Source organism: Actinokineospora spheciospongiae (genome assembly GCF_003182415.1).
In the GTDB taxonomy this organism is placed as follows: Bacteria; Actinomycetota; Actinomycetes; order Mycobacteriales; family Pseudonocardiaceae; genus Actinokineospora; species Actinokineospora spheciospongiae.
This window is the reverse complement of the sequence record NZ_QHCP01000005.1, coordinates 386,730-413,343: the sequence shown is the minus strand read 5'-3', so window position 1 is coordinate 413,343 and position 26,614 is coordinate 386,730. Positions and strand designations below refer to the sequence as shown.

19 protein-coding genes are annotated in these 26,614 nt (G+C 74.2%); 4 read left to right on the top strand and 15 right to left on the bottom strand.

Annotation, left to right across the window (positions count from 1 at the left end; translation table 11 throughout):
- Positions 1 to 121: 121 nt before the first annotated feature.
- From ftsZ to DFQ13_RS16015, 10 genes are all read right to left on the bottom strand, one after another.
- On the bottom strand, positions 122 to 1,507 hold the full coding sequence (gene ftsZ, locus DFQ13_RS16060) for a cell division protein FtsZ (RefSeq protein WP_035280162.1): 1,386 nt from the start codon (positions 1,505 to 1,507) through the stop codon (positions 122 to 124).
- A 197-nt stretch (positions 1,508 to 1,704) separates the two neighbouring features.
- Positions 1,705 to 2,208: a DinB family protein gene (locus DFQ13_RS16055; RefSeq protein ID WP_035280160.1), complete on the bottom strand. Its 504-nt coding sequence runs from the start codon at positions 2,206 to 2,208 to the stop codon at positions 1,705 to 1,707.
- A 46-nt stretch (positions 2,209 to 2,254) separates the two neighbouring features.
- Positions 2,255 to 3,016, bottom strand: coding sequence for a cell division protein FtsQ/DivIB (locus tag DFQ13_RS16050; protein ID WP_035280158.1), 762 nt, complete (start codon positions 3,014 to 3,016; stop codon positions 2,255 to 2,257).
- Positions 3,013 to 4,428, bottom strand: a complete 1,416-nt coding sequence (gene murC / locus DFQ13_RS16045; protein ID WP_035280156.1) for a UDP-N-acetylmuramate--L-alanine ligase — start codon at positions 4,426 to 4,428, stop codon at positions 3,013 to 3,015. Before murC ends, DFQ13_RS16050 begins: the two co-directional genes overlap by 4 nt.
- Positions 4,425 to 5,567 carry an undecaprenyldiphospho-muramoylpentapeptide beta-N-acetylglucosaminyltransferase gene (gene murG, locus DFQ13_RS16040; protein ID WP_110080367.1) on the bottom strand — a complete coding sequence of 381 codons (1,143 nt, stop codon included), beginning with the start codon at positions 5,565 to 5,567 and terminating at the stop codon, positions 4,425 to 4,427. The genes murC and murG overlap by 4 nt, the downstream gene beginning before the upstream one ends.
- Positions 5,564 to 7,033, bottom strand: a complete 1,470-nt coding sequence (gene ftsW / locus DFQ13_RS16035; protein ID WP_035280152.1) for a putative lipid II flippase FtsW — start codon at positions 7,031 to 7,033, stop codon at positions 5,564 to 5,566. The genes murG and ftsW overlap by 4 nt, the downstream gene beginning before the upstream one ends.
- Positions 7,033 to 8,418 (bottom strand): UDP-N-acetylmuramoyl-L-alanine--D-glutamate ligase, encoded by a 1,386-nt coding sequence (murD, locus tag DFQ13_RS16030; RefSeq protein WP_035280150.1) that lies wholly within the window; start codon positions 8,416 to 8,418, stop codon positions 7,033 to 7,035. The genes ftsW and murD overlap by 1 nt, the downstream gene beginning before the upstream one ends.
- Positions 8,415 to 9,503: a phospho-N-acetylmuramoyl-pentapeptide-transferase gene (mraY, locus tag DFQ13_RS16025; RefSeq protein ID WP_035280148.1), complete on the bottom strand. Its 1,089-nt coding sequence runs from the start codon at positions 9,501 to 9,503 to the stop codon at positions 8,415 to 8,417. The genes murD and mraY overlap by 4 nt, the downstream gene beginning before the upstream one ends.
- The gene (locus DFQ13_RS16020; RefSeq protein ID WP_035280146.1) at positions 9,500 to 10,960 is read right to left on the bottom strand and encodes a UDP-N-acetylmuramoyl-tripeptide--D-alanyl-D-alanine ligase; all 1,461 of its coding nucleotides are present in this window, start codon (positions 10,958 to 10,960) and stop codon (positions 9,500 to 9,502) included. Before DFQ13_RS16020 ends, mraY begins: the two co-directional genes overlap by 4 nt.
- Positions 10,957 to 12,519 carry a UDP-N-acetylmuramoyl-L-alanyl-D-glutamate--2,6-diaminopimelate ligase gene (locus tag DFQ13_RS16015; RefSeq protein WP_110080366.1) on the bottom strand — a complete coding sequence of 521 codons (1,563 nt, stop codon included), beginning with the start codon at positions 12,517 to 12,519 and terminating at the stop codon, positions 10,957 to 10,959. Before DFQ13_RS16015 ends, DFQ13_RS16020 begins: the two co-directional genes overlap by 4 nt.
- Before the next feature lie 268 nt (positions 12,520 to 12,787).
- On the opposite strand from DFQ13_RS16015, the gene bla reads away from it, so the two are divergent.
- The gene (gene bla / locus DFQ13_RS16010) at positions 12,788 to 13,732 is read left to right on the top strand and encodes a class A beta-lactamase (protein WP_110080365.1); all 945 of its coding nucleotides are present in this window, start codon (positions 12,788 to 12,790) and stop codon (positions 13,730 to 13,732) included.
- A gap of 932 nt (positions 13,733 to 14,664) precedes the next feature.
- Here the strand turns inward: bla and DFQ13_RS16005 are convergent.
- The 4 genes from DFQ13_RS16005 to mraZ all read right to left on the bottom strand — a co-directional run bounded on the left by DFQ13_RS16005 (position 14,665) and on the right by mraZ (position 19,921).
- Positions 14,665 to 16,638: a peptidoglycan D,D-transpeptidase FtsI family protein gene (locus DFQ13_RS16005; protein ID WP_110080364.1), complete on the bottom strand. Its 1,974-nt coding sequence runs from the start codon at positions 16,636 to 16,638 to the stop codon at positions 14,665 to 14,667.
- A 227-nt stretch (positions 16,639 to 16,865) separates the two neighbouring features.
- Positions 16,866 to 18,356 carry a hypothetical protein gene (locus tag DFQ13_RS16000; protein ID WP_110080363.1) on the bottom strand — a complete coding sequence of 497 codons (1,491 nt, stop codon included), beginning with the start codon at positions 18,354 to 18,356 and terminating at the stop codon, positions 16,866 to 16,868.
- Positions 18,353 to 19,309, bottom strand: coding sequence for a 16S rRNA (cytosine(1402)-N(4))-methyltransferase RsmH (rsmH, locus tag DFQ13_RS15995; RefSeq protein WP_110080362.1), 957 nt, complete (start codon positions 19,307 to 19,309; stop codon positions 18,353 to 18,355). Before rsmH ends, DFQ13_RS16000 begins: the two co-directional genes overlap by 4 nt.
- Before the next feature lie 180 nt (positions 19,310 to 19,489).
- Positions 19,490 to 19,921, bottom strand: a complete 432-nt coding sequence (mraZ, locus tag DFQ13_RS15990; protein ID WP_035290756.1) for a division/cell wall cluster transcriptional repressor MraZ — start codon at positions 19,919 to 19,921, stop codon at positions 19,490 to 19,492.
- Positions 19,922 to 20,595: 674 nt separating this feature from the next.
- Between mraZ and DFQ13_RS15985 the strand changes: the two genes are divergently transcribed.
- Genes DFQ13_RS15985 through DFQ13_RS15975 form a run of 3 tightly spaced genes read left to right on the top strand, consistent with a single transcriptional unit; the run spans position 20,596 to position 25,550 of the window.
- Positions 20,596 to 21,795 carry an AAA family ATPase gene (locus DFQ13_RS15985; protein ID WP_407643170.1) on the top strand — a complete coding sequence of 400 codons (1,200 nt, stop codon included), beginning with the start codon at positions 20,596 to 20,598 and terminating at the stop codon, positions 21,793 to 21,795.
- A gap of 39 nt (positions 21,796 to 21,834) precedes the next feature.
- Positions 21,835 to 23,100 carry a DUF58 domain-containing protein gene (locus tag DFQ13_RS15980; RefSeq protein WP_110080361.1) on the top strand — a complete coding sequence of 422 codons (1,266 nt, stop codon included), beginning with the start codon at positions 21,835 to 21,837 and terminating at the stop codon, positions 23,098 to 23,100.
- Entirely contained in the window at positions 23,097 to 25,550 is a 2,454-nt protein-coding gene (locus DFQ13_RS15975) for a transglutaminase TgpA family protein (protein WP_110080360.1), read from the top strand. The genes DFQ13_RS15980 and DFQ13_RS15975 overlap by 4 nt, the downstream gene beginning before the upstream one ends.
- Before the next feature lie 596 nt (positions 25,551 to 26,146).
- Here the strand turns inward: DFQ13_RS15975 and DFQ13_RS15970 are convergent.
- Positions 26,147 to 26,548 (bottom strand): DUF3040 domain-containing protein, encoded by a 402-nt coding sequence (locus DFQ13_RS15970; protein ID WP_035286878.1) that lies wholly within the window; start codon positions 26,546 to 26,548, stop codon positions 26,147 to 26,149.
- Positions 26,549 to 26,614: the final 66 nt, after the last annotated feature.

Below are 26,614 nucleotides of genomic sequence, written 5' to 3'. Positions count from 1 at the left end.
GACTCCTCGTCGATCACGTGCGGAGCATGTCGGCCCACAACCTATCCGGGTGGACCGACGATGCGGCGAACCCCGGCGCGGGAACGCCGGGGTTCGCGGGGAAAACGGGGGGACCGGGGGGTTACCGGCGCATGAAGGGGGGCACGTCGACCTCGTCGTCGGGGTCGTCGGTCACCGGGACGGGTCGGCCGGGCAGGCTGCCCTGCGAGCCGACGCCCGACAGCGGGCGCGGCACCGAACCGGGGGGCGGGGTGGCCGAGACCGGCGGGGCGTACCCCGAGGACTGCTGGCCGTACCCGGGGTTCGACTGCCCGTACCCGGAGTTGGAGTTCGAGCCGGACTGCCCGTAGCCGGAGCCGGGGTTGGACTGGCCGTAACCGGAGGTGGACTGACCGGAGGACTGCCCGTAGCCCGAGGACTGCGTGGGCGCCGGGGCCTGCTGCTGCGGGGCCTGCTGCTGCGGCTCCGGGGCGGGCGGCTCCGGGGCGCGCTCGGCCTGGGGCGCGGGGGTCGCCGGGCGCGAGCCGATGGCCGAGGGGTCCAGCTTCTTGTGCGTGGGCTGGCCCGCGTCGAACCCGGCGGCGATCACGGTGACCCGGACCTCGTCGCCGAGCGAGTCGTCGATGACCGTGCCGAAGATGATGTTGGCCTCGGGGTGCGCGGACTCCTGCACCAGCGAGGCGGACTCGTTGATCTCGAACAGGCCCAGGTCGGAGCCACCGGCGATGGCCAGCAGCACGCCGTGCGCACCGTCCATGGAGGCCTCCAGCAGCGGCGAGTTGATCGCCTTCTGCGCGGCCTGCACCGCCCGGCCCTCACCGCGGGCGGAGCCGATGCCCATCAGCGCGCTGCCCGCGCCGGACATGACGCTCTTCACGTCGGCGAAGTCGAGGTTGATCAGACCCGGGGTGGTGATCAGGTCGGTGATGCCCTGGACACCGGAGAGCAGCACCTCGTCGGCGGAGCGGAAGGCGTCCATCAGGCTGACGCCGACGTCGCCGAGCTGCAGCAGCCGGTCGTTGGGGATCACGATGAGCGTGTCGCACTCGTTGCGCAGCTCCTGGATGCCGTCCTCGGCCTGCTTGGCCCGCCGCTTGCCCTCGAAGGAGAACGGGCGGGTGACCACGCCGATGGTCAGCGCGCCGAGCTTGCGCGCGATCGAGGCGACCACCGGGGCGCCGCCGGTGCCGGTGCCGCCGCCCTCGCCCGCGGTGACGAAGACCATGTCGGCCCCCTTGAGGACCTCCTCGATCTCCTCGCGGTGGTCCTCGGCGGCCTTGTGGCCGACCTCGGGGTTGGCCCCCGCGCCGAGGCCGCGGGTCAGCTCGCGGCCGATGTCGAGCTTGACGTCGGCGTCGGACATCAGCAGCGCCTGCGCGTCGGTGTTCACCGCGATGAACTCGACACCCTTGAGACCGACCTCGATCATGCGGTTGACGGCGTTCACGCCGCCGCCACCGATGCCGACGACCTTTATCACGGCGAGGTAGTTGTGCGGGGGCGTCATCGAAGCCGCCTTCCTGATAGTGGTCCTGCATGTGCGGGCCCGGGAACCCTCGACCTCAACCAGAGAGTGAGAGTTCTGTCAACCCCGGACTAACAGGAAAGGTAGGCATAGCGACGCGCGGTATCCAGCCGCCACGCCGTGCGGTGTCGCGGTTGTTGGTCACGGGACGTGCCCGCCCGGCGGTGTACGCCGCCCGGTCACTCCCCGGTGGTGCCGTCCAGCAGTTCCCGGATGACGTCGAGGTGGCCCGCGTGCCTGCCGGTCTCCTCGATCATGTGCAGCAGGACCCAGCGCGCGTTGACCTCCTCGCCGCGGAAGGGCACGACGGTGTCGAGGCCGACCCGGGCGGCGACGGCGCGGCTGTCGGCGCACTGCGCGGTGTAGTCGTCGACCAGTTGCCGCAGCGGGATCTCCACGGCGCCGCGGAACTCCGCGTCCGGGTCCTCGTCGGTGTAGGGGGCCAGGTCGGGCCTGCCGTCGAGGACGGTGCCGAACCAGTACGCCTCCACCCAGCGCAGGTGGGCCAGCAGCCCGGAGACCGTCATCAGCGGCGACGGCAGCACCGAGCGGCGCGCGTCCTCCTCGGACAGCCCCTCGGCCTTGAGCACGACGGACCCGCGCAGGTAGTCGAGGAAACCGTTGATCTGATCGATGTCGCCCGCCACCCGCGGCGGGTCGATCCGGGGGTCGTCCTGTGCCATGCCGCGCAGTCTCGCGCGGGGGTACGACAATCCGCGAGCGAGTTGTCTACTCGGCCACCGTCGGGAAGTCCGCGGCGGCGACGTCGTAGGTCTTGCCCGGCCGGGTCAGCAGCGGCCCCAGGACGGCGGCCTTGCGCGCGGAGTCCTCGGCGCCGCCCCACACCACGAGCCTGCCGTCGCCCAGGGTCAGCCGGATGTCGACCGGGGTGGTCGCGGCCACCGACGCGACCAGGGCGGTCAGGGCGGGCGGCAGCGCGCTGACCGCGGCAGCGGCGGCGGCCCGGCTGGGCTGGTCGGGGGCGCTGAGGACCGGCAGCCCCGGGGGCGCGGCCTTGACGGTGCTGAAGTCCAGGCCGGTGCCGTCGACCAGGTGCACCCCGTCGCCCGCCTGCACGGCCAGCACCGGGGTGCGCTCGGAGACGGCGATCCGCACGGTGCCCGGGTAGGACCGGCGCACCTGCACGGTGTCCACCCGGGGGAGCTGGGCGACGCGGGCGGCGACCTCGTCGGTGTCCAGCCGCACCAGCGGGGTGCCCGGGGCCACCGCGGCGGCCGCGCGCACGTCGTCGGCGGTGAGCTGGTCGGTGCCGCTGACCTCGACGTCGTGCGCGCCGAGCAGCGGGGTGAAGAACACCACCACAACGACGCCGACGACGAACGCGAAGGAGCCGAGCACCGCCCACCGGCGGACCAGGTAGCGGCGGTGCACCCGGCGCCGGGGACGTGCTCTCCCCGGCGCCCGCCGCGCGGGCCGGGGCGGGTCGCGCCGCACCCGGTCCCCGGTCCGCCGGGAGGCGGTGGCGCTCATCCGGTGGCCCGCCGCTCCAGCTCGGCCACCAACTCCGGGCCGAGCATCGTGACGTCGCCCGCGCCCATGGTCAGCACCAGGTCACCCGCGCGCACCAGGCCCGCCACCAGCGTGGTGGCCCGGTCGAACGCGGGCTCGTAGTGCACCCGCTCGGCGGGCAGCGGCACCGCGTCGGCGACCAGCGCGCCGTTGACCCCCGGCTTGGGTTCCTCGCGGGCGCCGAACACGTCGAGCACCACCACCTCGTCCGCGGCGGCGAGCGCGGCGCCGAACTCCGCGGCGAAGGTCTCGGTGCGCGAGTACATGTGCGGCTGGAACACCACCACCACCCGCCCGCCCGCCGCGGCCGGGCGCACCGCGGCCAACTGCGCGGCGACCTCGGTCGGGTGGTGGGCGTAGTCGTCGTAGACGCGCACGCCGCCCGCGGTGCCCTTGTACTCGAACCGCCTGCGCACCCCGCCGAACGCGGCGATGCCCTCGCCCAGTTCGGTGGGCGGGGCGCCCAGCTCCAGCCCGGCCAGGAACGCGGCCAGCGCGTTGCCCGCCATGTGCTCACCGGGCACGGCGACGCGCAGCTCCAGCTCCTGCCCGGAGACCGACACCCGCGCCACACCCAGGCCGCCCTCGGGCCGGTAGTCCAGCAGCGTCGCGTCCTCCGGGCCCTTGGCGTCGCGGCCGTAGCGGCGGACCCGGATGCCCCGGTCCCGCGCCCGGTCGGCCAGCGCGGCCGAACCCGGGTCGTCGGCGCAGGCCACCAGCACGCCGCCCGGCTCGATCCGGCCGAGGAACTCGTCGAACACCGCCGTGTACGCCTCGACCGTGCCGTGGTGGTCGAGGTGGTCGGCCTCCACGTTGGTCACCACCGCCACCGACGGGGAGAACACCAGGAACGACCCGTCGCTCTCGTCGGCCTCGGCGACGAAGATCCCGCCGCTGCCGTGGTGGGCGTTCGCGCCGGACTCGTTGAGGTCGCCGCCGATGGCGAACGACGGGTCCAGGCGGCAGCGCTGCAGCGCCACGGTGAGCATCGAGGTGGTCGAGGTCTTGCCGTGGGTGCCCGCGATGCAGGCGACCCGGTGCCCGGCCATCAGCTCGGCCAGCGCCTCGGACCGGTGCAGCACCGCCAGCCCCCTGGCGCGGGCCTCGACCAGCTCCGGGTTGTCCTCCTTGATCGCGGTGGACACCACGACCGCGGTCGGGCCGCCGTCGAGCAGGTCGAGGTTCGCCGCCGCCTGCCCGACCGCGATCCGCGCGCCCTGCGCGCGCAGGGCCAGGTTGGACCGGGCGTCCTTGGCGTCGGAACCGGACACGGCCTTGCCCCTGGCCAGCAGGATGCGCGCGATGCCGCTCATCCCCGCCCCGCCGATCCCGACGAGGTGGGTGCGGTCGAGCACACCGTCGGCCGGGTTCATCGGGAATCCCCCGCGGGGTTCTTCTCGATCGCGTCGAGCACCATCGCGGCCAGCACGTCGGCCGCCTCGCGGTGCCCGGAACCCCGGGCGGCGGCGGACATGGCGGCGGTCCGGCCGCGGTCGCGCAGGATCGGGATCACCGACTCGGCGACCCGGCGCGGGGTCAGCTCCGCGTCCGGCACCAGCAGCGCCCCGCCCGCCCGGACCACCGGCTCGGCGTTGAGCGCCTGCTCGCCGTTGCCGTGCGGCAGCGGCACGTACACCGCGGGCAGGCCGACGGCGGACACCTCGGCGACGGTCATCGCCCCGCAGCGGCAGACGGTGGCGTCGGCCGCGGCCAGCGCCAGGTCCATCCGCTCCAGGTAGGGCACCGACACGTACGGCGGCGCACCCGGCACCTGCTGCACGGCCAGGGTGTTGTTGCGCCCGTGCGCGTGCAGCACGCCGATGCCCGCGGCGGCCAGCTCGGCGGCGGCCCCGGAGACGGCGGCGTTGATCGAGCGGGCGCCCTGCGAGCCGCCGGTGACCAGCAGCGTCGGCGCGATCGGGTGCAGGCCGAAGAAGCGGCGCGCCTCGGCCCGCAGCGCGGCCCGGTCCAGCCGCAGGATCGACTCCCGCAGCGGGATGCCGATGACCTCCTCGCGGGGCAGCCCGGTGTCCGGCACGGCCACCGCGACCCGGGCGGCGAACTTGGCGCCGACCTTGTTGGCCAGACCCGCCTTGGCGTTGGAGTCGTGCACCACGATCGGCACCCGGCCGCGGGCGGCGAGGTAGGCGGGCAGCGACACGTAGCCGCCGAAGCCCACCACCACGTCGGCGCCGACGCGGTCGAGCACCTCCCGGGTGGTCTTGATCGCCGAGCGCACCTTGAGCGGCAGCTTCAGCAGGTCGACGTTCGGCTTACGGGGCATGGGGACCGGCGGGATCATCTCCAGCGGGTAGCCGCGCGCGGGCACGATGGTCTTCTCCAGACCCCGCTCGGTGCCCAGCGCGACGACCCGGGCGTCCGGGCGCAGCCGCATGACCGCGTCGGCCAGCGCCAGCGCGGGCTCGATGTGCCCGGCCGTGCCACCCCCCGCGATCACCACGCACGGTCCCTTGCGGGCCGCCCTGTTCCCACCGGTGGGACCTACGGTCAACGACGTCCTCCTTTAGCGGTCCGCGGCGCACCGCGGTTCGTCTTCTTCTGCCGGGCGGCGGGCGCACCACCCGCGACCCGGCCGGACATGGTGCGCCCGTCGGGGGCACCACGCCTGCTGTGGTCGACCGTCGAGCGCGCGACGCCCCGCGGCGGCGCCGACGGTCGGGCGGGCCTGCGCTTCTTCGGCGGCTTGTACGGGTCCGGCGCGGGCAGCCGCATGAGCCTGCCGAACCGGCCCGGCCCCTGCGAGCGCAGCGCGGACACGGCCTCGGGCTCGTGCCGGGCGCAGTTGGCGAGCAGGCCGAACACCACCATGGTCACCACCGCGGACGTGCCGCCGGAGGAGATCATCGGCAGCGTGATGCCGGTGACCGGCAGCAGGCCGACGACGTAGCCGATGTTGATGGCGGCCTGCGCGACCAGCCACACGGTCAGCGTCGCGGCGACCATCCGAATCCACGGGTCGATGTTGCGGGTCGCCACCCGCATCCCGACCACCGCCAGCATGGCGAACAGGCCCAGCACCAGCGAGCAGCCGAGGAAGCCCAGCTCGTCGCCGATGAGGGCGAAGATGAAGTCGTTGTGCACGTTGGGCAGGAAGTTCCACTTCGACGGCCCCTGGCCCAGCCCCCGGCCGAACAGCCCGCCGTCGGCCAGCGCGAGCTGCGCCTGCACCGCCTGGAAGCCCTTGCCGAGCTGGTCCTGCTCGGGGTTGAGGAAGCTGACCACCCGGTCGAGCCGGTACTCGGTGCCCACCGCGAGCAGCGCGACCCCGGCCAGGCCGCCCAGCGCCAGCGCGCCGAAGATCCGCACCGGGGCGCCCGCGAACCACAGCAGCGCCACCAGCACGATGCCCAGGGTGACCGTGCCCGCGAGGTCGGGTTGCAGCATGACCAGGGCGAACATCAGCAGCGCGGCGGGCACCACGGGCACCAGCAGGTGCCGGTAGCGGTGCAGCACGGCCTTCTTGACCACCAGCACGTGCGCCCCCCACAGCGCCAGCGCCAGCTTGCAGACCTCCACCGGCTGGAACGACACCGGGCCGAGCACGAACCAGCTCCTGGTGCCGTTCAGCTCGGCGCCCAGCGGGGTCAGCACGGCCATCAGCAGCAGGATGCTGCCCACCATCGCGGTCGGGCTCAGCGCGCGGATGCGGGCCAGCGGCACGCGCAGCGCCACCCAGAACAGCACCGCCCCGACGGAGACGTAGATGAGCTGCTTGAAGAAGACGGTGTAGAGGCCGAACCCCGGGGTGTTGAACGAGACCACTGAGGACGCCGACAGCACCATCACCAGGCCGAGCACGGTGAGCAGGCCGAACACGGCGAGCACCAGGTGGAACGAGGCCAGCGGCCTGCCCAGCCACGCGGTCAGCGCGACCCGGAAGGCGGTCACCCGACCGGGCGCGCGCCCGGTCCGGCGCGGCCGCTCGGCCTGGGGGCGGGCCTCGGCCTGGGTGACCATCAGCCGGTCCCGGGTCCGCCGTCGGTGAGCAGCCCGCGCACGGCGTCGGCGAACGCGTCGCCGCGGTGGGCGTAGTCGCGGTACATGTCGAGCGAGGCCGCGGCGGGCGCCAGCAGCACGACGTCACCGGGACGTGCCAGGGCGCGGGCGGCGTGGACGGCGGCGGTCATGGCCCCATCGTCTCCCGGCGGCACCCTGCTCACGGGGACATCCGGCGCGTGTCGCGCCAGCGAGGCGGAGACCACGTCGGCGTCGGCGCCGAGCAGCACCGCGCCGCGCAGCCGACCGGCCACCTCGGCGACCAGGCCGTCGACCGAGGCGCCCTTGAGCTGCCCGCCCGCGATCCACACCACGGACTCGAAGGCGCGCAGCGAGCCCGCGGCGGCGTGCGGGTTGGTGGCCTTGGAGTCGTTGACGTAGCGGATGCCGTCGACCTCGGCGACCGGGGCGGCCCGGTGCGGGCCGGGGCGGTAGGCGCGCAGGCCGTCGCGGACCGCCTCCGGGGGGACGCCGTGGGCGCGGGCGAGGGCGGCTGCGGCGAGGGCGTTGGCCACGTTGTGCGGGCCGCCGGGGAGCACGTCGCCGAGGGTGGCCAGCTCCTCCGCGGTGGAGGCCGGGTCGTCGACGAAGGCGCGGTCGACCAGCAGGTCCTCCACCACGCCCAGCTCACCGGGGCGCGGTGTGCCCAGGCCGAAGCCGACCCGGGTGCCCTCGTGCGCGGCGGCGAGCCTGCCCGACCACTCGTCGGCGGTGTTGTGCACCACGACCTTCGCCCCGGTGTGGATCTTGCCCTTGGCCGCGGCGTAGTCGTCGATGCCGCCATGCCAGTCCAGGTGGTCCTCGGCGACGTTGAGCACGACCGAGGCGTGCGCGCGCATCGACGACTGCCAGTGAAGCTGGAAGCTCGACAGCTCCACCGCGAGCACCTCGTGGCCCGCGCGCACCGCGTCGACCACCGGCAGCCCGACGTTGCCGCAGGCCACGGCGTTGAGCCCGGCGGCGCGCAGCATGGACTCCAGCATGGTGACCGTGCTGGTCTTGCCGTTGGTGCCGGTGACGGCCAACCACACCGGCGGTCGCGGCAGCCGCCGCGCCAGCCGCCAGGCCAGCTCGACGTCGCCGATCACCTCGACCCCGGCGGCCGCGGCGGCGAGCAGCAGCGGGCTGTCCGGGCGCCAGCCGGGGCTGGTGACCACCAGGTCGGTGCCCGCGGGCGGTTCGGTCAGGCCCAGCGCGGTCCGCGCGCCGGTGTCGGCGAAGGCCGCCAGCCGCTCGGCGTTGCCGTCGGTGACGGTGACCGAGGCGCCGTCGGCAAGCAGGGCCGCGACGACCCCCCGGCCCGCGACCCCGGCCCCCGCGACCAGGACCCGCCGGGCCGGTGTCATATGCCGCCGCCCGCGGACAGCCAGTCGGCGTAGAACAGGCCGAGGCCGAACATCGCGCAGACGCCCGCGAGCAGCCAGAACCGGATGATGACCGTGGTCTCGGCCCACCCGGCGAGTTCGAAGTGGTGGTGGAAGGGCGCCATCCGGAACAGCCGCCGCCGGGTGGTGCGGAAGACCGCGATCTGCAGCACGACCGAGACCATCTCGACCACGAACAGGCCGCCGATGATGATCATCAGCAGCTCGGTGCGGGTGGCCATGGCCAGGCCCGCGACCAGGCCGCCGAGCGCCAGCGAGCCGGTGTCGCCCATGAAGATCTTCGCCGGGGCGGCGTTCCACCACAGGAAGCCGATGCAGGCACCCATGGCCGCGGCGGCGACCACCGCCAGGTCCAGCGGGTCGCGCACGTCGAAGCAGGCGGCCTCGGCCACCCGGCCGCAGTCGTGGCTGAACTGCCAGAACGAGATGACCACGTAGGTGCCCAGCACCATCGCCGAGGAGCCACCGGCGAGGCCGTCGAGGCCGTCGGTGAAGTTCACCGCGTTCGACCAGGCCGACACGGCCAGGTAGCAGAACACGATGAAGCCCAGCGCGCCGAAGGACACGATGGAGATGTCGCGGACGAACGACAGGTTGTCCGAGGCGGGGGTGAGCTGCCGCTCGTCGGGGAAGCGCAGCGCCAGGACGGCGAACCCGATGGAGACGACCAGTTGCCCGACCAGCTTCGCGGTCTTGTTCAGCCCCAGGTTGCGCTGCTTGCGGATCTTGATGAAGTCGTCCAGGAAGCCGACCAGGCCCAGGCCGGTGGCCAGCATCAGCACCAGCAGCCCGGAGGCGGTCGGCGCCTCGCCGGGGGTGGCGGAGGTGGCGTTGGCGATGTGCGAGACGCCGTACCCGACCCACATGGCGATGATGATCGCCACCCCGCCCATGGTGGGGGTGCCGCGCTTGCTCTTGTGGCCCTCGGGGCCTTCCTCGCGGATCTCCTGCCCGAAGCCCTGCCGGGAGAAGACCCGGATCAGGTACGGGGTGAGCAGGATGGACGCGACCATGGCGATCGCGGCCGCGATGAGGATGCTCTTCACCGACCCGCCTCCAGCAGCGCGTCCGCGACCCGCCACAGGGCGGCGACCTTGGACGCCTTCACGAGAACCACGTCACCGGGTGCCAGTTCGGCGCGCAACAGCGCGACCGCGGCATCGACGTCCGGCACGAGCACCGACTCCTCTCCCCACGAGCCCTCCAGGCTCGCCCCCTGGTGCATGGCGCGGGCCTCGTCGCCCACCACCACCAGGCGGTTGATGTCCAGTCGAACGGCGAGCCTGCCCACCTCGTCGTGCGCGGCGACCGAGTCGTCGCCGAGCTCACCCATCACACCCAGGACGGCCCAGGACCGGCGTCGGTTGCCCGTGCGGGCCATCGTCGCCAGCGTCTTGAGCGCGGCGCGCACCGACTCCGGGTTGGCGTTGTAGGAGTCGTTGACCACCGTGACGCCGTCCGGGCGGGTGATCACCTCCATCCGCCGCGCCGAGACCCGGCGGGCACCGGAGAGCCGCGCGGCCACCTCGGCCGGGGTCGCCCCCAGCTCCAGGGCGATCGCGGCGGCGGACAGCGCGTTGCCGACGTGGTGGGCGCCGTGCAGCGACAGCGACACGGTCGCCTCGCCCTGCGGCGCGACCAGGCGGAAGGTCGCCCTGGCCTGCTCGTCGAGCACGACGTCGACCGCGCGCACCTGCGCCGAGGGCGCCTCGCCGACCAGCACGACCCGCGCCGAGGTGCGCTCGGCCATGGCGGCGACCAGCGGGTCGTCGGCGTTGAGCACGGCAACGCCGTCGGCGGGCAGCTTCTCGGCCAGCTCGCCCTTGGTGCGGGCGATGTCCTCGCGGGAGCCGAACTCACCGAGGTGGGCGCTGCCGACGTTGAGCACGGCGCCGATGCGCGGCGGGGCGGTGTCGCACAGCGCGGCGATGTGCCCCGGCCCGCGCGCGGACAGCTCCAGCACCAGGTGGCGGGTGGTCTCGTCGGCGCGCAGCACGGTCCACGGGTGGCCCAGCTCGCTGTTGAACGACCCCGGCGGCGCCACGGTCGCGCCCATCGGGGTCAGCACCTGGGCGATGAGGTCCTTGGTGGAGGTCTTGCCGGAGGAACCGGTGACGCCGACGACGGTGAGGCCGCCGGGGGTCAGCCGGTCCACGACCACCCTGGCCAGCGCGGCGAGCGCGGCCAGCACGGCGGCGCCGGAGCCGTCGGTGTCCCCCGCCAGCGCGACCGAGCGGGTGTGCGCGGAGTCGACCGGCGGGACGACGACGGCGGGGGCGTCGACCTCGCGGGCGGCCAGCACCGCCACCGCGCCCGCGGCGACGGCCCGGGCGGCGAAGTCGTGCCCGTCGACCTTCTCCCCTGGCAGGGCCAGGAACAGCCCGCCCGGGGTGATCTTCCGGGAGTCGAACTCGACGGTGCCGGTGACCACGGCGTCCGGGTCGGCGTCGTGCAGTCGGCCGCCGACGGCGTCGGCGACCTCCCGCAGGGTCAGCGGGATCATCCGGTCACCGTGCCCAGTCGCTCGCGGATGGCCGCCTCCAGTTCGTCGCGGTCGGAGAACGGGTGCACGACACCCGCCACCTCCTGGCCGGTCTCGTGCCCCTTGCCCGCCACCACGACCACGTCGCCGGTGCGGGCCGCGGCCACCGCGGCCGCGATGGCCTGCCTGCGGTCGCCGATGTCGCGCACCTCGCCGCGCTGCGCGGCCGGGACGGACTCCGCGCCCGCCAGCACCGCCGCGCGGATGGCCGCCGGGGACTCGGTGCGCGGGTTGTCGTCGGTGACGACCAGCAGGTCGCTGCGCCGGGCCGCCTCGGCGCCCATCAGCGGGCGCTTGGCGGTGTCGCGGTCGCCGCCGCAGCCCAGCACGGTGATCACCCGGCCGTCGGTGCGCGCGCGCATGGCGTCCAGCGCGACCGCGACGGCCTCGGGCTTGTGCGAGTAGTCGACGACGGCGGTGAAGTCCTGCCCGAGCGCCACCCGCTCCATCCGGCCCGGCACCCGCACGTCGGCCAGCCCGGCCACGATCGCCTCGTCCGGCACGCCCACCTCGTGCAGCACGGCGGCGGCGAGCAGGGCGTTGGCCACGTTGAAGGTGCCCGGGATCGGCAGCGTCGCGGCCAGGGTGCGCCCCTCGGGCCCGTGGATGGTGAACGACTGCTCGCCCGAGAGCGAGGTGCGCACGTCGGTCGCCGTCCACCGGGCATCACCGGTGGTGGCGACCGTCACCGTTGCGGGTGTCACCAACCTGCGGCCCCACTCGCCGTCCACGCAGACCACCTCGACGGCGGAGCGGCCGTCGAAGAGCTGCGCCTTCGTCCGGAAGTAGTCCTCCATGTCCGGGTGGAAGTCCAGGTGGTCCTGGGAGAGGTTGGTGAACGCCCCCACCGCGAACCGGGTGCCCGCCGCGCGGCCCAGGGCCAGCGCGTGGCTGGAGACCTCCATCGGCACGTGCGTGACACCGCGTTCGAGCATGACCGCGAACAGGGCCTGCAGGTCGGGGGCCTCGGGGGTGGTGAAGGCGCTGTCGAGGCGCTCGCCCGCGATCCGGGTCTCCACGGTGCCGATCAGGCCGGTGCGGTGCCCGGCGGCGGCCAGGCCGGACTCGACCATGTAGGAGGTCGTGGTCTTGCCGGAGGTGCCGGTGACGCCCAGGACCTTGAGCGCCAGGGACGGCTCGCCGTAGATGTGGCTGGCCAGCGGGCCGAGCGCGGCGCGCGGGTCCGGGTGCACCAGCACCGGCAGACCGCTGTCGCGCACGGCGGGTCGGGCCGCGCCCGCCTCGTCGGTGAGCACGGCGACGGCACCGGCGGCCACCGCGTCGGCGGTGAAGTCGGCGCCGTGCGCGCGGGCACCGGGCAGGGCGGCGAACAGGTCGCCGGGCAGCACGTGCTGCGCGCGCAGCGCGGCACCGGTGACGACCACTTCGGACACCGGGGTGCTCCCCGGCGCGAGTGGTCGCGCCGAGGCGCGGGAGGCCAGTGTGGCCAGTGGCACGGGCAGGATTCGGGAGGGGCGAGGCGGCGCTGTGACAGCCTTGCCGTCGAGCTTGGCGGGCACGGGGCGGAAGGCTACCTGCGCACGGAGGGCTACCGAGCGGCACCTCGATCACCCGGTGCCGGGAGCATGGGGTAGACGGGCCCGGGGTGACCCCGTCCGGGGGTACATCACACGATCAGGTGGAGCACTGTCCACCCACGTCCGGAGCAGCGAAAACCCGGTAAAGTCGAACACATGTTCAGCTCAACGCCCCACCGCGGCATGCAACTCGGCAACGACTCGCGCGTCCTTCCGGTGAGAGTTCGACGACAACCGCGAGGAGCACGCAGTGCCCAACACGCCAGTCCCGTCCCCGAACCGCCGCACCGTCCTCCTCGCCGGGCTGGGTGCCGTTCTGGCCGGGTGCGCCGATCCGTCCACACCGGCCACACCGCGGGCAACCACTTCCGGCACAGGGCTTTCCCCGACCCTGTCCTCCGCCGCCGCCGGGGCGGCGGAGGAACTGGTGGCGTTGGAGTCGACGTTCGGCGGGCGGCTCGGGGTGTACGCGGTGGACACCGCCGACGGCACCGAGGTCCGCCACCGCGCGGACGAGCGGTTCCTCATGTGCTCCACCGCCAAGGTGCCGGTGTCGGCGGCGGTGCTGCGGCGGCGGCTCGCCGAGCCGGGCCTGCTGGAGCGGGTCATCCGCTACACGGAGGCGGACCTACTGGAGTACGCGCCGGTGACCTCCGAGCACGTGGCCGAGGGCATGGCGGTCGCGGACCTGTGCGTCGCGGCGCTGACGCGCAGTGACAACACGGCGGTCAACCTGCTGCTCCCGCTCGTCGGCGGTCCGGCGGGGGTGACGGACTTCGTCGGCACCCTAGGCGATCGAACCACCCGCTTCGACCGCCCGGAACCGGACCTGAACGTCACCGCCCCCGGCGACGAGCGCGACACCTCCACCCCGCTGGCCCTGTCGTCGACCGTGCGCGCGCTGGTGGTGGACGACGGCCTGGACCGGCCGGGGCGCGAGCTGCTGGCCGGGTGGATGCGCGCCAGCGTCACCGGGAAGGACCTGATCCGCGCGGGGGTGCCCGCCGGGTGGGACGTGGCGGACAAGAGCGGCTCAGGCGCCCAGGGGGAGGTCAACAACGTCGCCGTGGTCTGGCCGCCGAACCGGGCACCCTGGGTCATCACCGTCTTCACCTCGCCGACCGACCCGAAGACGACGCGGGGCAGGACCACGGTCGCGGCGGCGGCGGGCATCGTCGCACGCGCACTGGGCTGACCGAACCCACCTGCCGGCGCAGACAGGCGGACGGGCGGACCGGCGACCACTGTGAGCAGGTGGCTGGCAGGCGCGAGCAGGTGGCTGGCAAGCGCGAGCAGGTGGCCGACCGGCACGGGTGAGCGGCTGGCCAATGCGAGCGGCTGGCCAATGCGAGCGGCCGGCCGGCAAGCAGCCGCCTGCTGCGGGCGGGTGGCCGGCAGGCGCGGGTAGGCAGCCGACCGGCGCGGGTGAGCGGCTTGCCGATGCGAACGGGTAGTCGACCAACGCCGGCGAGCAGCCGGCCACTGGGGCTTGTCCTCAAAGCCGGCCCACGAACCGGCGGCCCGCCTACGCAAATGTCCGAGTAGATGGAGGTGCTTGACCAGCCGACCACCCCAACACACCGGCGGCCCGGCTACGGAACTGCCTGGGTGGGTGGAGGCGCCTGGCCAGCCAACCACCCTCGAAACCGACGGCCCGGCAAGCGAACTACCCGGATGGATGGAGGCGCTTGGCCAACCGACCACCTCCGCAACCGCCGGTCCGGTTACGCCCCTGCCCGGGTGGGTGGATGTGTTTGGCCGGGGGTGGCGATCATGTGACAGCCTGCCTGGGCGGTGGGGCATCTTTTCAGCCCCACCTGACGCACTGGAGCACATGATCGCCATAGGGGCCCCGGCCAAACACATCCACCCAGCCGGGCACACCCGCAAAAAACCCGGCGCTCGAAAGCCGAGCACACCCACCCACCCGGGTACACCCACCAAACCCCTCGGCGGCCGGAGGATACGCGCCAGGAGCAGGCGCCTGACCAACGCGGGCAAGCCGCCAGCCGGTGCGAGCGAGTGGCCAGCCGGTGCGGGCAGGCTGGCCGGTGTCGGAAGGCAGCGGTGAGCAGGGCCGGCGGCGTCCTGTGTGGACGCCGCGCGACCCTGCTCACCGGCACCGCGTCAGGGGATCACCAGCGGGACGATCGGCGCCTGCTCCTTCGACAGCGGGATGTTGTACCGCTGGGTGATGTAGGAGGCGACGTCGTGGAAGAAGAGGGCGGCGGAGTGGCCCTCGGGGGAGCTGTAGACGGGCGTGTCGTAGACCATGCCCACGACGAAACGGGGGTTGTCGGCGGGGAGGATGCCCGCGAAGGTGATCCAGTACTTGGAGTCGCTGTAGCGGCCGATGGCGCTGTCGTACTGCTGGGCGGTCCCGGTCTTGCCGGAGACCTGGTAGCCGGTGAGGGCCGCGTCCGGGGCGGTGCCGCTGTTCTGGTGCGGTGCCTTCTGCACGACCGAGCGGAGCATGTCGCGGACGGTGGTGGCCGTCTCGGGGCTGACCACGCGGACGCTCTCCGGGCGGGGCTCCGGGATGCGGGTGCCGTCGGGGGCGATCCGGGCGGCCACCACCCGGGGTGGGACGCGGACACCGTCGTTGGCGATGGCCTGGTACATCCCGGCCATCTGCAGGACGGTCATGGACAGGCCCTGCCCGATGGGGAGGTTGCCGAAGGTGCTGCCCGACCACTGGTTGCGCGGGATCAGGTTGCCGGGGCTCTCGCCGGGGAGGCCGACGCCGGTGCGCTTGCCGATGCCGAGGCGCCCCAGCATGTCGGAGAAGCGGTCGGGGCCGACCTGGTCAGCCAGCATGAGGGTGCCCACGTTGGACGACTTGGCGAAGATGCCGGTGGTGGTCAGGTTCAGCACCCCGTGCGACCAGGCGTCGCCGACGGTGCGGTCGGCGACCTTGATCGACCCGGGCACCTGGTGCACCGCCTCCGGGGTGGTCACCCCGTACTCGATGGCTGACATGGCGGTGACGATCTTGTTGACCGATCCCGGCTCGTACGGGGTGGTCACCGCCGGGTCGGACAGCAGCTTCGGGTCGACCCCCCCGGGCTGCGACGCGTCGAAGGTCTTGTCGTTGGCCAGCGCGTAGACCTCGCCGGTCTTCGCGTCCAGCACCACGACGCTGGCGCTCTTCGCCCCGGAGCGCCTGGCGAACTCGGCCGCCTTCTGCTGGGTGAAGAACTGGAGGTCCGAGTCGATCGTCAGCACCAGGTCGGAGCCGTTGACGGCGGGCTGGCGGTCGCGCTCCGTGCCGGGGATGACGACGTCGGCGCCCCCCTCGGTCTCCACGATCTGCCTGCCCGGTTGGCCGGACAGCTCGTTGTCGTGCAGCATCTCCAACCCGATCAGCCCGTGCACGCTGTGCTTCTCCGGGTCGGGGTCGTCCGAGCGCCAGTTCGCGTAGCCGACGACGTTGGCCGCCAGCGAGCCGCCCGGGTACTCGCGCATGGCCCGGTTCTCGACGTTGAGCTGGGGGAACTCCTCGGCGAGGACCCGGGTGAGCCCGGGTTCGGCGTTGTCCACCAGGTAGACGAACGCCTTGTCCGAGCGCAGCTTGGCCAGCAGGTCGGCCTCGTTGACCTGGTCACCGAGCACCTCGCGCATCCGGCGGGCGATGTCGGCGGTCTCCTGGTCGAACGACAGCGGGCTGGTCTTGCCCGCAGCCCTGGCCTTCTCGACCTCCTTCTCGATCTCCTTGCGCTGGGGGTTGGGCCGGTAGGCGATGGCCCGGGTCTCCACGCTGAACGCCAGCTCCGCCCCGTTGCGGTCCAGGATGGCCCCGCGCGCGGCCGGGATCGGGATGGGCTTGGTGCGCTGCCGCTCGGCCCGCTCGGCCAGGGCCTCTGCCTTGAACCCCTGAACCTGCACCAGCTTCAACCCGGCGGCCACCAGGGCGGCGATCAGCAGGAACCGCACGACGACCACCCGCACCCGGTGGTCGGTCCCCGCCGCCCGCTTGGTGACCCGCCGCATCCGCCCGGGGGCGGGCGAGGGCCTGCGCACGGCCTCTCCCCGCCGCACGGGCACCGCCCGCCGCGCCGAGGGCCGCCGCCCACCCGGCCCACCCCGGTACTGCTCAGCCATCCGCCGACACCCTCCCGCCAGTCACGCTGTCCTCATCCCCGGCCGCACCCGACCGGGACGTCGTCGCCCGCCCGGCTCGACCACGACCGCCGGTCCACCGCCGGGTGAGACCCGGCGCCCGGCCCGGCCACCGCGGGCGCGGGGCGCTGCGGAAATGCCCGACGGCTGCTCGTCGAACCTGCCGCCACGGACGTGGGGGCGAGGTCGAGCGGGGGGAACCACCCGCGTCAGCCGCCCGCCGGAGGCGGGGTCTGCTCGCCGGTCCCACCCGGGGCGGGCTGCCCCTGCTGGGTCTGCTGCTGCTCGACCTGCTGTTGCTGGGCCTGTTGCTCCTGGGCCTGCTGGGCCTGTTGCTCCTGGGCCTGCTGGGCCGCCTGCTGCTGGGCCGCGATCTCCTCGGGTGAGCGGACCTGGGTCGGGGTGGTGGCGGCCTCGGGGTCGCCGACCACGGTCACCCCGCCGTTGGCGTCGACCACGATGTGGCCGGGGTCGCCCGCGGGGACCATGCCCAACTGGCGGGCGCGCTCGGCCAGGGCGGGGGCGGACTCCTGCCTGGCCACCTCGCGCTGGAGTTCGGCGGCGCGCTCGGCGAGGACGGTGGCCTCCTGCTTGGCGGCTTCCAGCCGGTAGGAGTCGGCGATGGCCTGGGTGGTGAGCCACAGCGTGGTGGCCACGCCGACGACGAGCAGCGCGATGATCAGCACCACGAACGACGCGCGGCCGGAGGTGGCTTCCTCCTCCGCCGCGACCGTGGTGTTCCTGCGGTGGTTGGAGTTGTGCGCGGGCACCTTGCCGGAGTTGTGCGTGGGCACCTTGCCGGAGTTGTGCGCGGACGCCCTGCCCGCCGCGGGCGGGTGGCCCTCGCGCAGGGCGCGGCGGGCGTAGGCGCGTTCGGCGGCGACCGTGCGGGACCGCCCGGCCGTGCGCTCGACGCGGTCGGGGGTGGCGCGGGTGGGCTTGCCGGTCGGGCGGGGCGGGGACACCACCGACGACTCGGTCTGGCGGCGGGACGGCTCGCCCCGACCGCGGCGCGGTTCCGCTTCCTCGCGGCGGGGCCTGCGGCGCGCGGGCTGCTGGCCCTCGGCACGCCGACGTGCCGACCCGGTGCGGGACGCGTCATCGGCGACGGCGCGGCGGGGGGAACCCGCGCGCCCACTGGACGACTTCTCCCCCTCGCCCGCCGCACGGCGGCGGGACGAGCCCGCACGCCCACCCCGGGGCGCGTCCTCGTCCCCGGCGGCCACCCGGCGGCGCGCAGAACCCGCACGCCCACCCCGCGACGACTCGTCCGCGATGCCCGCACGCCCACCCTGGGACGTGTCCTCGTCCCCGGCCGCGCGGCGGCGCGCAGAACCCGCGCGCGCACCCTTCGGCGATTCGTCCTCGGTGCCCGCGCGCCCGCCCCGGGGTGGGTCCCCGTCGTCGGCCCGGGTGCGGCGGCGGGCTGTGCCCGCGCGTCCGCGGCGGGGGGTCTCGCCGTCGTCGGCCTGGCGGCGGGACGAGCCCGACCGCTCGCGGGTCGGCGGTTCCGGGTCCTCGGCCTCCGCGCGACGGCGGGACGCCCCGGCCCGGTCCGCGCGGGGCTGCTCCGCGTCGGCGGGGTCGGCGCGGCGGGCGGGGGTCGCGCGCGTGCGGCGCGGCGCCTCCGGCTCCTCGGCGGGGGTGGTGCCCCGGGGGGACCGCGCCGGGTCGGAGGAGTTCCTCGCGGGCGCGGTCATGGGGCCTCCCGGATGCGTTCCGCCGCGCGCAGGCGCACCGACTGCGCGCGGGAGTTGTGTTCGGTCTCGCGCTCGTCCGCCATCTCCGCGCCCCTGGTGATCAGGCGTAGCTGGGGGGCGTGCTCGGGCAGCTCCACCGGCAGGTCCGGCGGGGCGGTCGAATGGGCGAGCGCGGTGATCGCCCGCTTGACGATCCGGTCCTCCAGCGACTGGTAGGACTCCACGACGATGCGACCGCCGACGGCCAGGGCGGTCAGGGCGGCGGGGATGGCCCGGCGCAGCACGTCCAGTTCGGCGTTGACCTCGATCCGGAGGGCCTGGAAGGTGCGCTTGGCCGGGTGCCCGCCGGTGCGCAGGCTGGGCGCGGGCAGGACCGAGTACAGCAGTTCGACGAGCCGGGCGCTGGTGGTGAACGGCGCCCTGTCCCGTTCGACCAGCACGGCCTTGGCGATCTTGCCCGCGAACCGCTCCTCGCCGTAGTCGCGCAGGACCCTGGCGAGGTCGCCGTGGGAGTAGGTGTTGAGCACGTCGGCGGCGGTGGGTCCGGTGGTGGGGTCCATCCGCATGTCCAGCGGGGCGTCGCGGGCGTAGGCGAAGCCGCGCTCGGGGACGTCGAGCTGCATCGAGGACACGCCGAGGTCGAACAGCACGCCCTCCACACGCAACAGTCCCAGGCCGGACAGCGCCTCGGGGAGTCCGTCGTAGACGGTGTGCACGAGGTGGACCCGGTCGCCGTGGCGGGCCAGCCGCTCGGCGGACAGCGCCAGGGCGTGCGGGTCGCGGTCGAGGCCGACGAGGGTGAGGCGGGGGTGGGCCGAGAGCAGGGCGTCGGCGTGGCCGCCGAGGCCGAGGGTGGCGTCGACCAGGACGGCGTCGCGGTCGGTGAGGGCGGGGGCGAACAGCTCCAGGATGCGGTCGAGGAGGACCGGCACGTGGCGGGGTCGCTCAGTCACGCGCACGCACCTTCTCCCACACTCCCGAACTGCAGGCCACGACCTGCCCGGCCGGATCGACGGATGCCGCCAGGTCCCCGCCCGCTCGTCGAACTTGGCACCGGGGAAGGTGCGCCAAGGCCGAAGGCGAGCGGACCGAGGCCTGGCGGCACCCGAATCCCCCTCGTCTCCTGTCCGTGCTCAGAACACGCCGGGCAGGACCTCCTCCCGGGCCTGGGAGTAGTCGTCCTCGTGCTCGTCCAGGTAGGTCTGCCACGCCTTCGCGTCCCAGATCTCCAGCCTGGTGATCGCCCCGATGACCACGCAGTCCTTGGCCAGGCCCGCGTAGCGCCGCAGTTCCGGTGCGACCGTGATCCGCCCCTGACCGTCGGGACGCTGCTCGTCCGTTCCGGCGAACAGGTACCGCTGGTAGGCGCGGACCGCCTCGTTCGTCAAGGGAGCCGCCGCCACCTTCCGCGCCATGTCCTCGAACTCCGCTCGTGGAAACACGTAGAGGCAGTGGTCCTGACCCTTCGTGACCATGAGCCCACCCGCGAGTGCGTCCCGGAACTTGGCGGGCAGTGTCAGCCGCCCCTTGTCGTCGAGCTTGGGGGTGTGCGTACCGAGGAACATCTCGACACCCACCTCCCCACCGAACCCATCGGATCGGCCGTGGAGCCCCCTGCTGCCCCACTTGGCGCCACAGTACCCCACTTTTCACCACAGTCAACGCGAAACCAGCCGTGTCGGAGCCGGGAAATTGTGCGTTTCCGCAGCTAGAGGGGCAGGGGGTGGCAGTGGGGGGTGGTGGGGGCGTCACCGACTCGGGTTGCCGCCCGAGACGCCGCAAGACCCCCCGGAGCACCTCCCCGCGGCCCCCGAGGCGCACGTCACGGGGGTTCGTGGGGCGAGGTGGGGGAACCGGTGGAGCGGAGTGGGGGGCCGGGGGTGGTGCCCACACCGCCCGGGCGGGCGCCCACGGAGAGTCAGCCCACTCGGTGGTTGCGTACTCAACGTCACCTGAACGGCCCACGCCTGTCCGCCGGTCCCCCGGCGCCGCCCGGCCGCAGCACCGCTGCGCCGAACGGACCAGGGGCCGGGCGGACGGAGGTGTCCCGGCGGCGTGCGGCAGGATCAACGCCCCGCCTCCCCGGCGGGGAGGCTCGCCGGAAAGGGTGGGGTACCTCGCCGCGGTTTGACACACTGAATGCCAGGCTGACGTCCGGCACGGGACCCCGACGGCGTGAGCCCGACACCGCCTCCCGGCCGCCGGACCGGACGGCCGCGGAGAACCAGCAGGAGGTCGCGTGACGTCGAGTACCCCGCCCACCGCTCCCCCGGGCACCCCCTACGGAGCGGGCGGCGGCGAGCAGTACCCCAGCCCCGGTGCGAACGGGCCCAGCGGCAGGTACCCGGGCGCACCCGCGCCCCACCCGGGCACCGGCGCCCCGGCTGGCGGTCCGGGCACCGGGGCGCACCACCCGGCGGCGCCACCGCACCAGCAGGCGCCGTCGAACGGCCTGGCCGAGCTGCACACCGCGGTCGGCCGGATCGCGGCCAACGTGGAGCGGGTGCTCGTCGGCAAGCCCGAGGTGGTGCGGATCGCGCTGGTGACGCTGCTGGCCGAGGGCCACCTGCTGGTCGAGGACGTGCCGGGGGTCGGCAAGACCTCGCTGGCCAAGGCGCTGGCCCGGTCCATCGACTGCTCGGTCAGCCGCATCCAGTTCACCCCGGACCTGCTGCCCAGCGACGTGACCGGGGTGTCGATCTTCAACCGGCAGACCAACGGGTTCGAGTTCCGCCCCGGACCGGTGTTCGCCAACATCGTCGTCGGCGACGAGATCAACCGGGCCTCCCCCAAGACGCAGTCCGCGCTGCTGGAGTGCATGGAGGAGCACCAGGTCACCGTGGACGGGCACACCTACCCGCTGCACTCGCCGTTCATGGTGATCGCCACCCAGAACCCGATCGAGATGGAGGGCACCTACGCCCTCCCCGAGGCCCAGCGCGACCGGTTCACCGCGCGGGTGTCGATCGGCTACCCGGACCCGGCGGCGGAACTGGCCATGGTGGACGAGCACGCCGCGCACGACGTGTTCAAGACGCTGGAGTCGGTGTCCGACGCCGAGCAGGTGCGCGGTCTCATCGAGACGGTCCGGGCGGTGCAGATCGCCCAGGAGGTCCGCCGGTACGCGGTGGAGATCGTCTCGGCGACCCGGCGGCTGCCGGAGATCCGCATCGGCGCCTCCCCCCGCTCGACGCTGCACCTGGTGCGGGCGGCGCGGGCGCAGGCGGCGCTGTCGGGCCGCGACTTCGTGGTGCCCGACGACATCCACGCGGTGGCGGTGCCGGTGCTGGCGCACCGGCTGGTGCTCACCCCGGAGGCGCAGGCGTCGCGGCGGCCCCCGGCGGACCTGGTGCGCGGCCTGGTGCAGCGGGTGCCGGTGCCGCAGGCCACCCCCGACCACGGCGGTGCGCAGTGGTCGGGTCCGGGCGGCAGGCGCTGAGGCGATCCGGTCGCGGCACGGGAGGAAGGCGGTCGCGCGATGCGCGGAGCTCTGTCCGGTCTGACCACCCGGGGCCGGTGCCTGCTGGCCGCGGGGCTGGCGGCCGCGCTGTGCTCGTTGATCCTCAACGAGCGCGACCTGCTGCGGGTGTCGGTGTTCGTGGTGGCCCTGCCGCTGCTGGTGTGCGGGTTGACCGCGGCGACCAGGGTGGGCCTGCGGGCGCAGCGGCACATCACCCCGGCCAGGGTGCCGGTGGGCGGCCGGGCGGAGGTGGCGCTCGACGTGCGCAGCACCGGGCGGCTGCCGACGGTGGGCCTGCTGGTCTCCGACGGGGTGCCCTACGCGCTGGGCGGCAAGCCGCGGTTCCTCATCGAGCGGCTGCCCCGGCACTCCGGGACCCGGTTGCGGTACACGGTGCGGCCCGCGCTGCGCGGCATCCAGCAGCTCGGCCCGCTCATGGCCACCGTCACCGACCCGTTCGGCCTGGCCGAGTTCGAGCGCGAACTGGCCCGCACCTCGCGGCTGGTCGTGGTGCCCAGGGTGTTCCCGCTCACCAGCGTGCCCGGCGGCTCCGGCCTGGGCTCCGGTGACGACGGTTCCAACCGGCTCTCCGCCGGGCAGGGCGAGGACGACGCCGTGGTGCGCCCGTACCGGCAGGGCGACGACCTGCGCAAGGTGCACTGGCGCTCCACGGCCAAGCGCGACGAGATGATGGTGCGGGTCGAGGAGAGCCCGTGGCGCGGCGGGACCACGGTCCTGCTCGACCACCGGGCGCCCGGGCACCGCGGCAGCGGCGCGGACTCCAGCCTGGAGTGGGCGGTGTCCTTCGCCGCCAGCGCCTGCGTGCACCTGCACCGCTACGGCCACCAGGTGCGGCTGGTGACCGAGACCGGCGGGGTGCTGGTCTCCGACGCGGGCGACGGCAGCCACAGCGACACCGCGGTCCTCGACGCGCTGGCCGCGCTGCAACCGAGCCACCAGCGCGAGATCGCCTGCCCGGCCGACCCCGGTGGCGGCCAGGAGCTGATCGCCGTCCTGGGCAGCGCCACCCCGGAGGACCTGGGCAGGCTGATCCGCCACCGCACCCGGGGCACGCGCAGCCTGGCCGTGCTGCTGGACACCCGGGCCTGGGGCGCGGGCGAGGGACCGGCCGTCGACCCGACCGCCGCGGCCGCGCTGCTCACCGGCGCGGGCTGGGGCGTGACGCTGGCCAGGCCGGACATCCCGATGAACCGGGTGTGGGCCAACGTGTGCCGTTCCGGTTCGCGCCGGGACGGGACGATGATCGCCGGAGCGGGCACATGACCACGACGCAGCACCCACCCCAGCACGCACCGCGGCCCCCCGCGCCGCCCGAGCACGACTCCGACGCGGTGCAGTGGACGACGACGGTGACCCCGGCGGTGGCCGCGGTGACCACCCTGTGCGCCTCGACGGCGCTGTCCGGGGTGATCGACGGGGTGCGCTGGCTGGGCTACGCGGGCGTGGCGATCATCGTGGTGGCCGCGGTGGGCATGGGCCTGCGCGCGATGCGCACCCCCACCGCGGTCGTCGGCCTGGCGCAGTTGTTCGCGCTGCTGTGCCTGCTGGTCGCGCTGTTCACCAACGAGGGGGTCGTCGGCATCCTGCCGGGGCCGGACGCCATCGGCGCCCTGGGCGACGTGCTCGGGCAGTCGGTGGAGGCGGTGCGGGTCGGGGTGCCGCCGGTGGGCGCGACGGCGCCGGTGCTGTGCCTGGTGGTGATCGCCATCGGGCTGGTGGCGGTGCTGGTGGACACCCTGGCGGTGGCCGCCGGGGCGCCCGCGGCGTGCGGGCTGGTGCTGCTGTGCGTCTACGCGGTGCCCGCGTCGCTGTCCGACGAGCTGCTGCCGTGGTGGTCGTTCGTGCTGGGGGCGATCTCGTTCGCCGGGCTGCTGGCCGTCGACGGCACGCACCGCCACCACCTGTGGCGCAACCGCCCGGCCATGCCCGCCACCGGCCGCGGCCTGGGCGCCCCGGTGGCGGTGGTGGCCTCGGCGCTGGCCCTGGGGCTGGTCGCCGGGCTGACCGCGACCGGCATCGGCACCGTCGGCGGCTTCCCCGGCGGGGGCGGCGGCGGTGGGGGCGGCGGGCTGGCCCTCAAGCCGTTCACCGCCCTGCGCGGGATGCTCGACCAGGGCAGCAACGTGGAGCTGTTCCGGGTGCGCGGCCTGGGCAACGAGAGCCGCTACCTGCGCGCGATGACCCTGCCCCGGTTCGACCGCAACGGCGGCTGGACCGCGGCGGACGCCCTGTCGGACGCGGTCCCGGCCGACGGCGACCTGCCCAACGGCCTCGGCGACGACGGCGGTGGCGCGGTCACCCGGATCGAGATCGAGCCGGTCAACTCCCAGGACCTGTGGGCCCCGGTCTACGGCATCCCGCGCAGGCTCAGCGACCTGCCCCCGGACATGTACTACGACCAGAACGGCGGGATGGTCTACTCCCGCAGCCCGCGCAAGCTGGACCGCTACGTCGAGGACGCCGACCTGGGCCAGCCCGCCGCGCAGGACCTGCGGTCGGCGGGCACCCGACCCGCCGAGGGCCTGGACCCGGTGTACCTGGGCGCGGAGGGCATCGACCCGGAGGTGGTGGACCTGGCCCGGCAGCTCACCGCGGACCAGCCCACCACCTTCGACAAGGCACTGGCCCTGCAGAAGTACTTCGACCCGGTGAACGGCTTCAAGTACCAGACCCAGACCGGCACCTCCAGCGACGAGGACGCCCTGGAGGAGTTCCTCTTCCGCTCGAAGGTCGGCTTCTGCGAGCAGTACGCCTCGGCCATGGGCGTCCTGGCCCGCGCCGCGGGCATCCCCTCCCGCGTGGCCATCGGCTACACGGCGGGCTTCGTCTCCGGCGACTACCGGTCGATCACCACCCAGGACGCGCACGCGTGGGTGGAGGTCTACTTCCCAGACCAGGGCTGGGTGTCGTTCGACCCGACCCCCCTCAGCGACGGCCGCGGCTACCAACCGCCGTACGTCCAGGGCGACGCGAGCACCGGCCCGTCGACGACGGTCACCGAGGAGGAGGTCCCCGGCGGCAGCACCGAGAACACCCCCACCGCGCAGGCCCCGGAAACCGGCACCGCCGACGACCAGCAGGCCGCCGCCCCGAACGCGGACGGCGGCGGGTTCAGCCTGCCCTGGCAGGTGTGGCTGGCGCTGGCCCTGATCGCGTTGGCGGGCGGACTGGCGGCGCTGGGCGCCCGGGCGGCGAAGGCCCGCTCGCGGACGGCGTGGCGCCCGGTGGCGGCAGCCGCGGCCGCCGCGGTGCTGGCGGTGTTCTTCCTGGTGTCGGCGGTGTCGTGGTGGCTCGGCGCGCTGGTGGTGGTGCTCGTGGCGGCCGCGGTCCCCGCGGCCGTCCGGGCTTGGCGCCGCCGCGAGCACCAGCAGGCGGTGGCCGCTCGGGACACCGACGCGGCGGGCGCGGCGTGGGCGGAGCTGATGGCCGAGTCCTGGGACCGGGGCGCGGAGACCGCCGAGTCGGACACCGTCCGCACGGCCGCCCGCAGGCTGGTCAAGGAACACGGCCTGGACAGGGATGGGCAGGAGGCCCTGCGGACGGTGGTGAATTCCGTCGAACGCTCCTGGTACGGCGGTCGGGCCGACGCCCCGGAACTGCCCGCCGCGTTCGACGAGGTGGTCCGCGGCCTGCGCCGCACCGCCCCGATGGACTGGAAGTCCCGCCTGCTCCCCCGCTCGGTCCTCAAGCCCCGGCGGCGCAAGCAGGACTGATCCCACCCACGCGGAGGACCCGACCACCGGCCACCCCGCCCCCACCGGCGCCTCTGCCGACCACCCCAACAACCGCAGGCCCGGCCACCAACCACCCCAAACCCCATCGGCCCCGCCGCTGGCTGGCCTGGTGGCCGGCCACGCCGAACCTCGCTGGGCGCAGCCGCCCACCCCACCAACCGCAAGCCGGGCAGCCAGCCACCCGCAATCCCACCGCGCGCAGCTACCGACCACCCCACCAACCGCAAGCCGGGCAGCCAGCCACCCGCTATCCCACCGCGCGCAGCTACCGACCACCCCGCCAACCGCCGGCCCGGCGCCTGAATGCCCGGGTGGGTGGATGTGCTTGGGTGGGGGAAGCGATCATATGCAAGCCTGCCCGGGCTGTGGGGCATCCCTTCAGCCCCACTCGGTCACACTGGACGCATGATCGCTGTAGGGGCCCCGCCCAAGCAGATCCACCCACCCGGGCACCACCATCAAACGACCGGGCTTTAAAACCACGGCACGGCCCAGACCGAAAACGGCTCGGCGCCCGCCCCCAAAACCAGGGCAGGCGCCGAGCCAAACACCACGAAGACCCAGGAACCCCCGGATCAGCGCTCCTCGTCGAAGCGCCGCTTGAAGCGCTCCTCCATGCGTTGGGAGAACGAACTCCGATCGCGGGCGGGCGCGGGCCCGCCGCCACCGGGGGACTCCTGACCGGGTTCTGCGGGGTCAGAGCCCCGGCGCATGGCCGTCAGCGTCAGCAGGACACCGGCGAACATGACCAGGAAGCCGAGCAGGCTCACTGCGGGGAAACCAGCGGGGTTGAACGGCACACCCAGCACGAGGAGCGCCACGCCCACGATGAACAGGGCGATGCCCAGCAGGCGGCGTCGGCGGGACGGCTTGCGTAGGCGGGCACCTCGGACGGTGGACGCGAACTTGGGATCCTCGGCGTAGAGCGCGCGCTCGATCTGGTCGAGCAGTCGCTGCTCGTGCTCGGAGAGTGGCATTCTTTCCTCCTCCGGCACAGTCGCGGGCGCCGGGCGATCACGGTTGCCGCCGGACCCGGCGGGCAC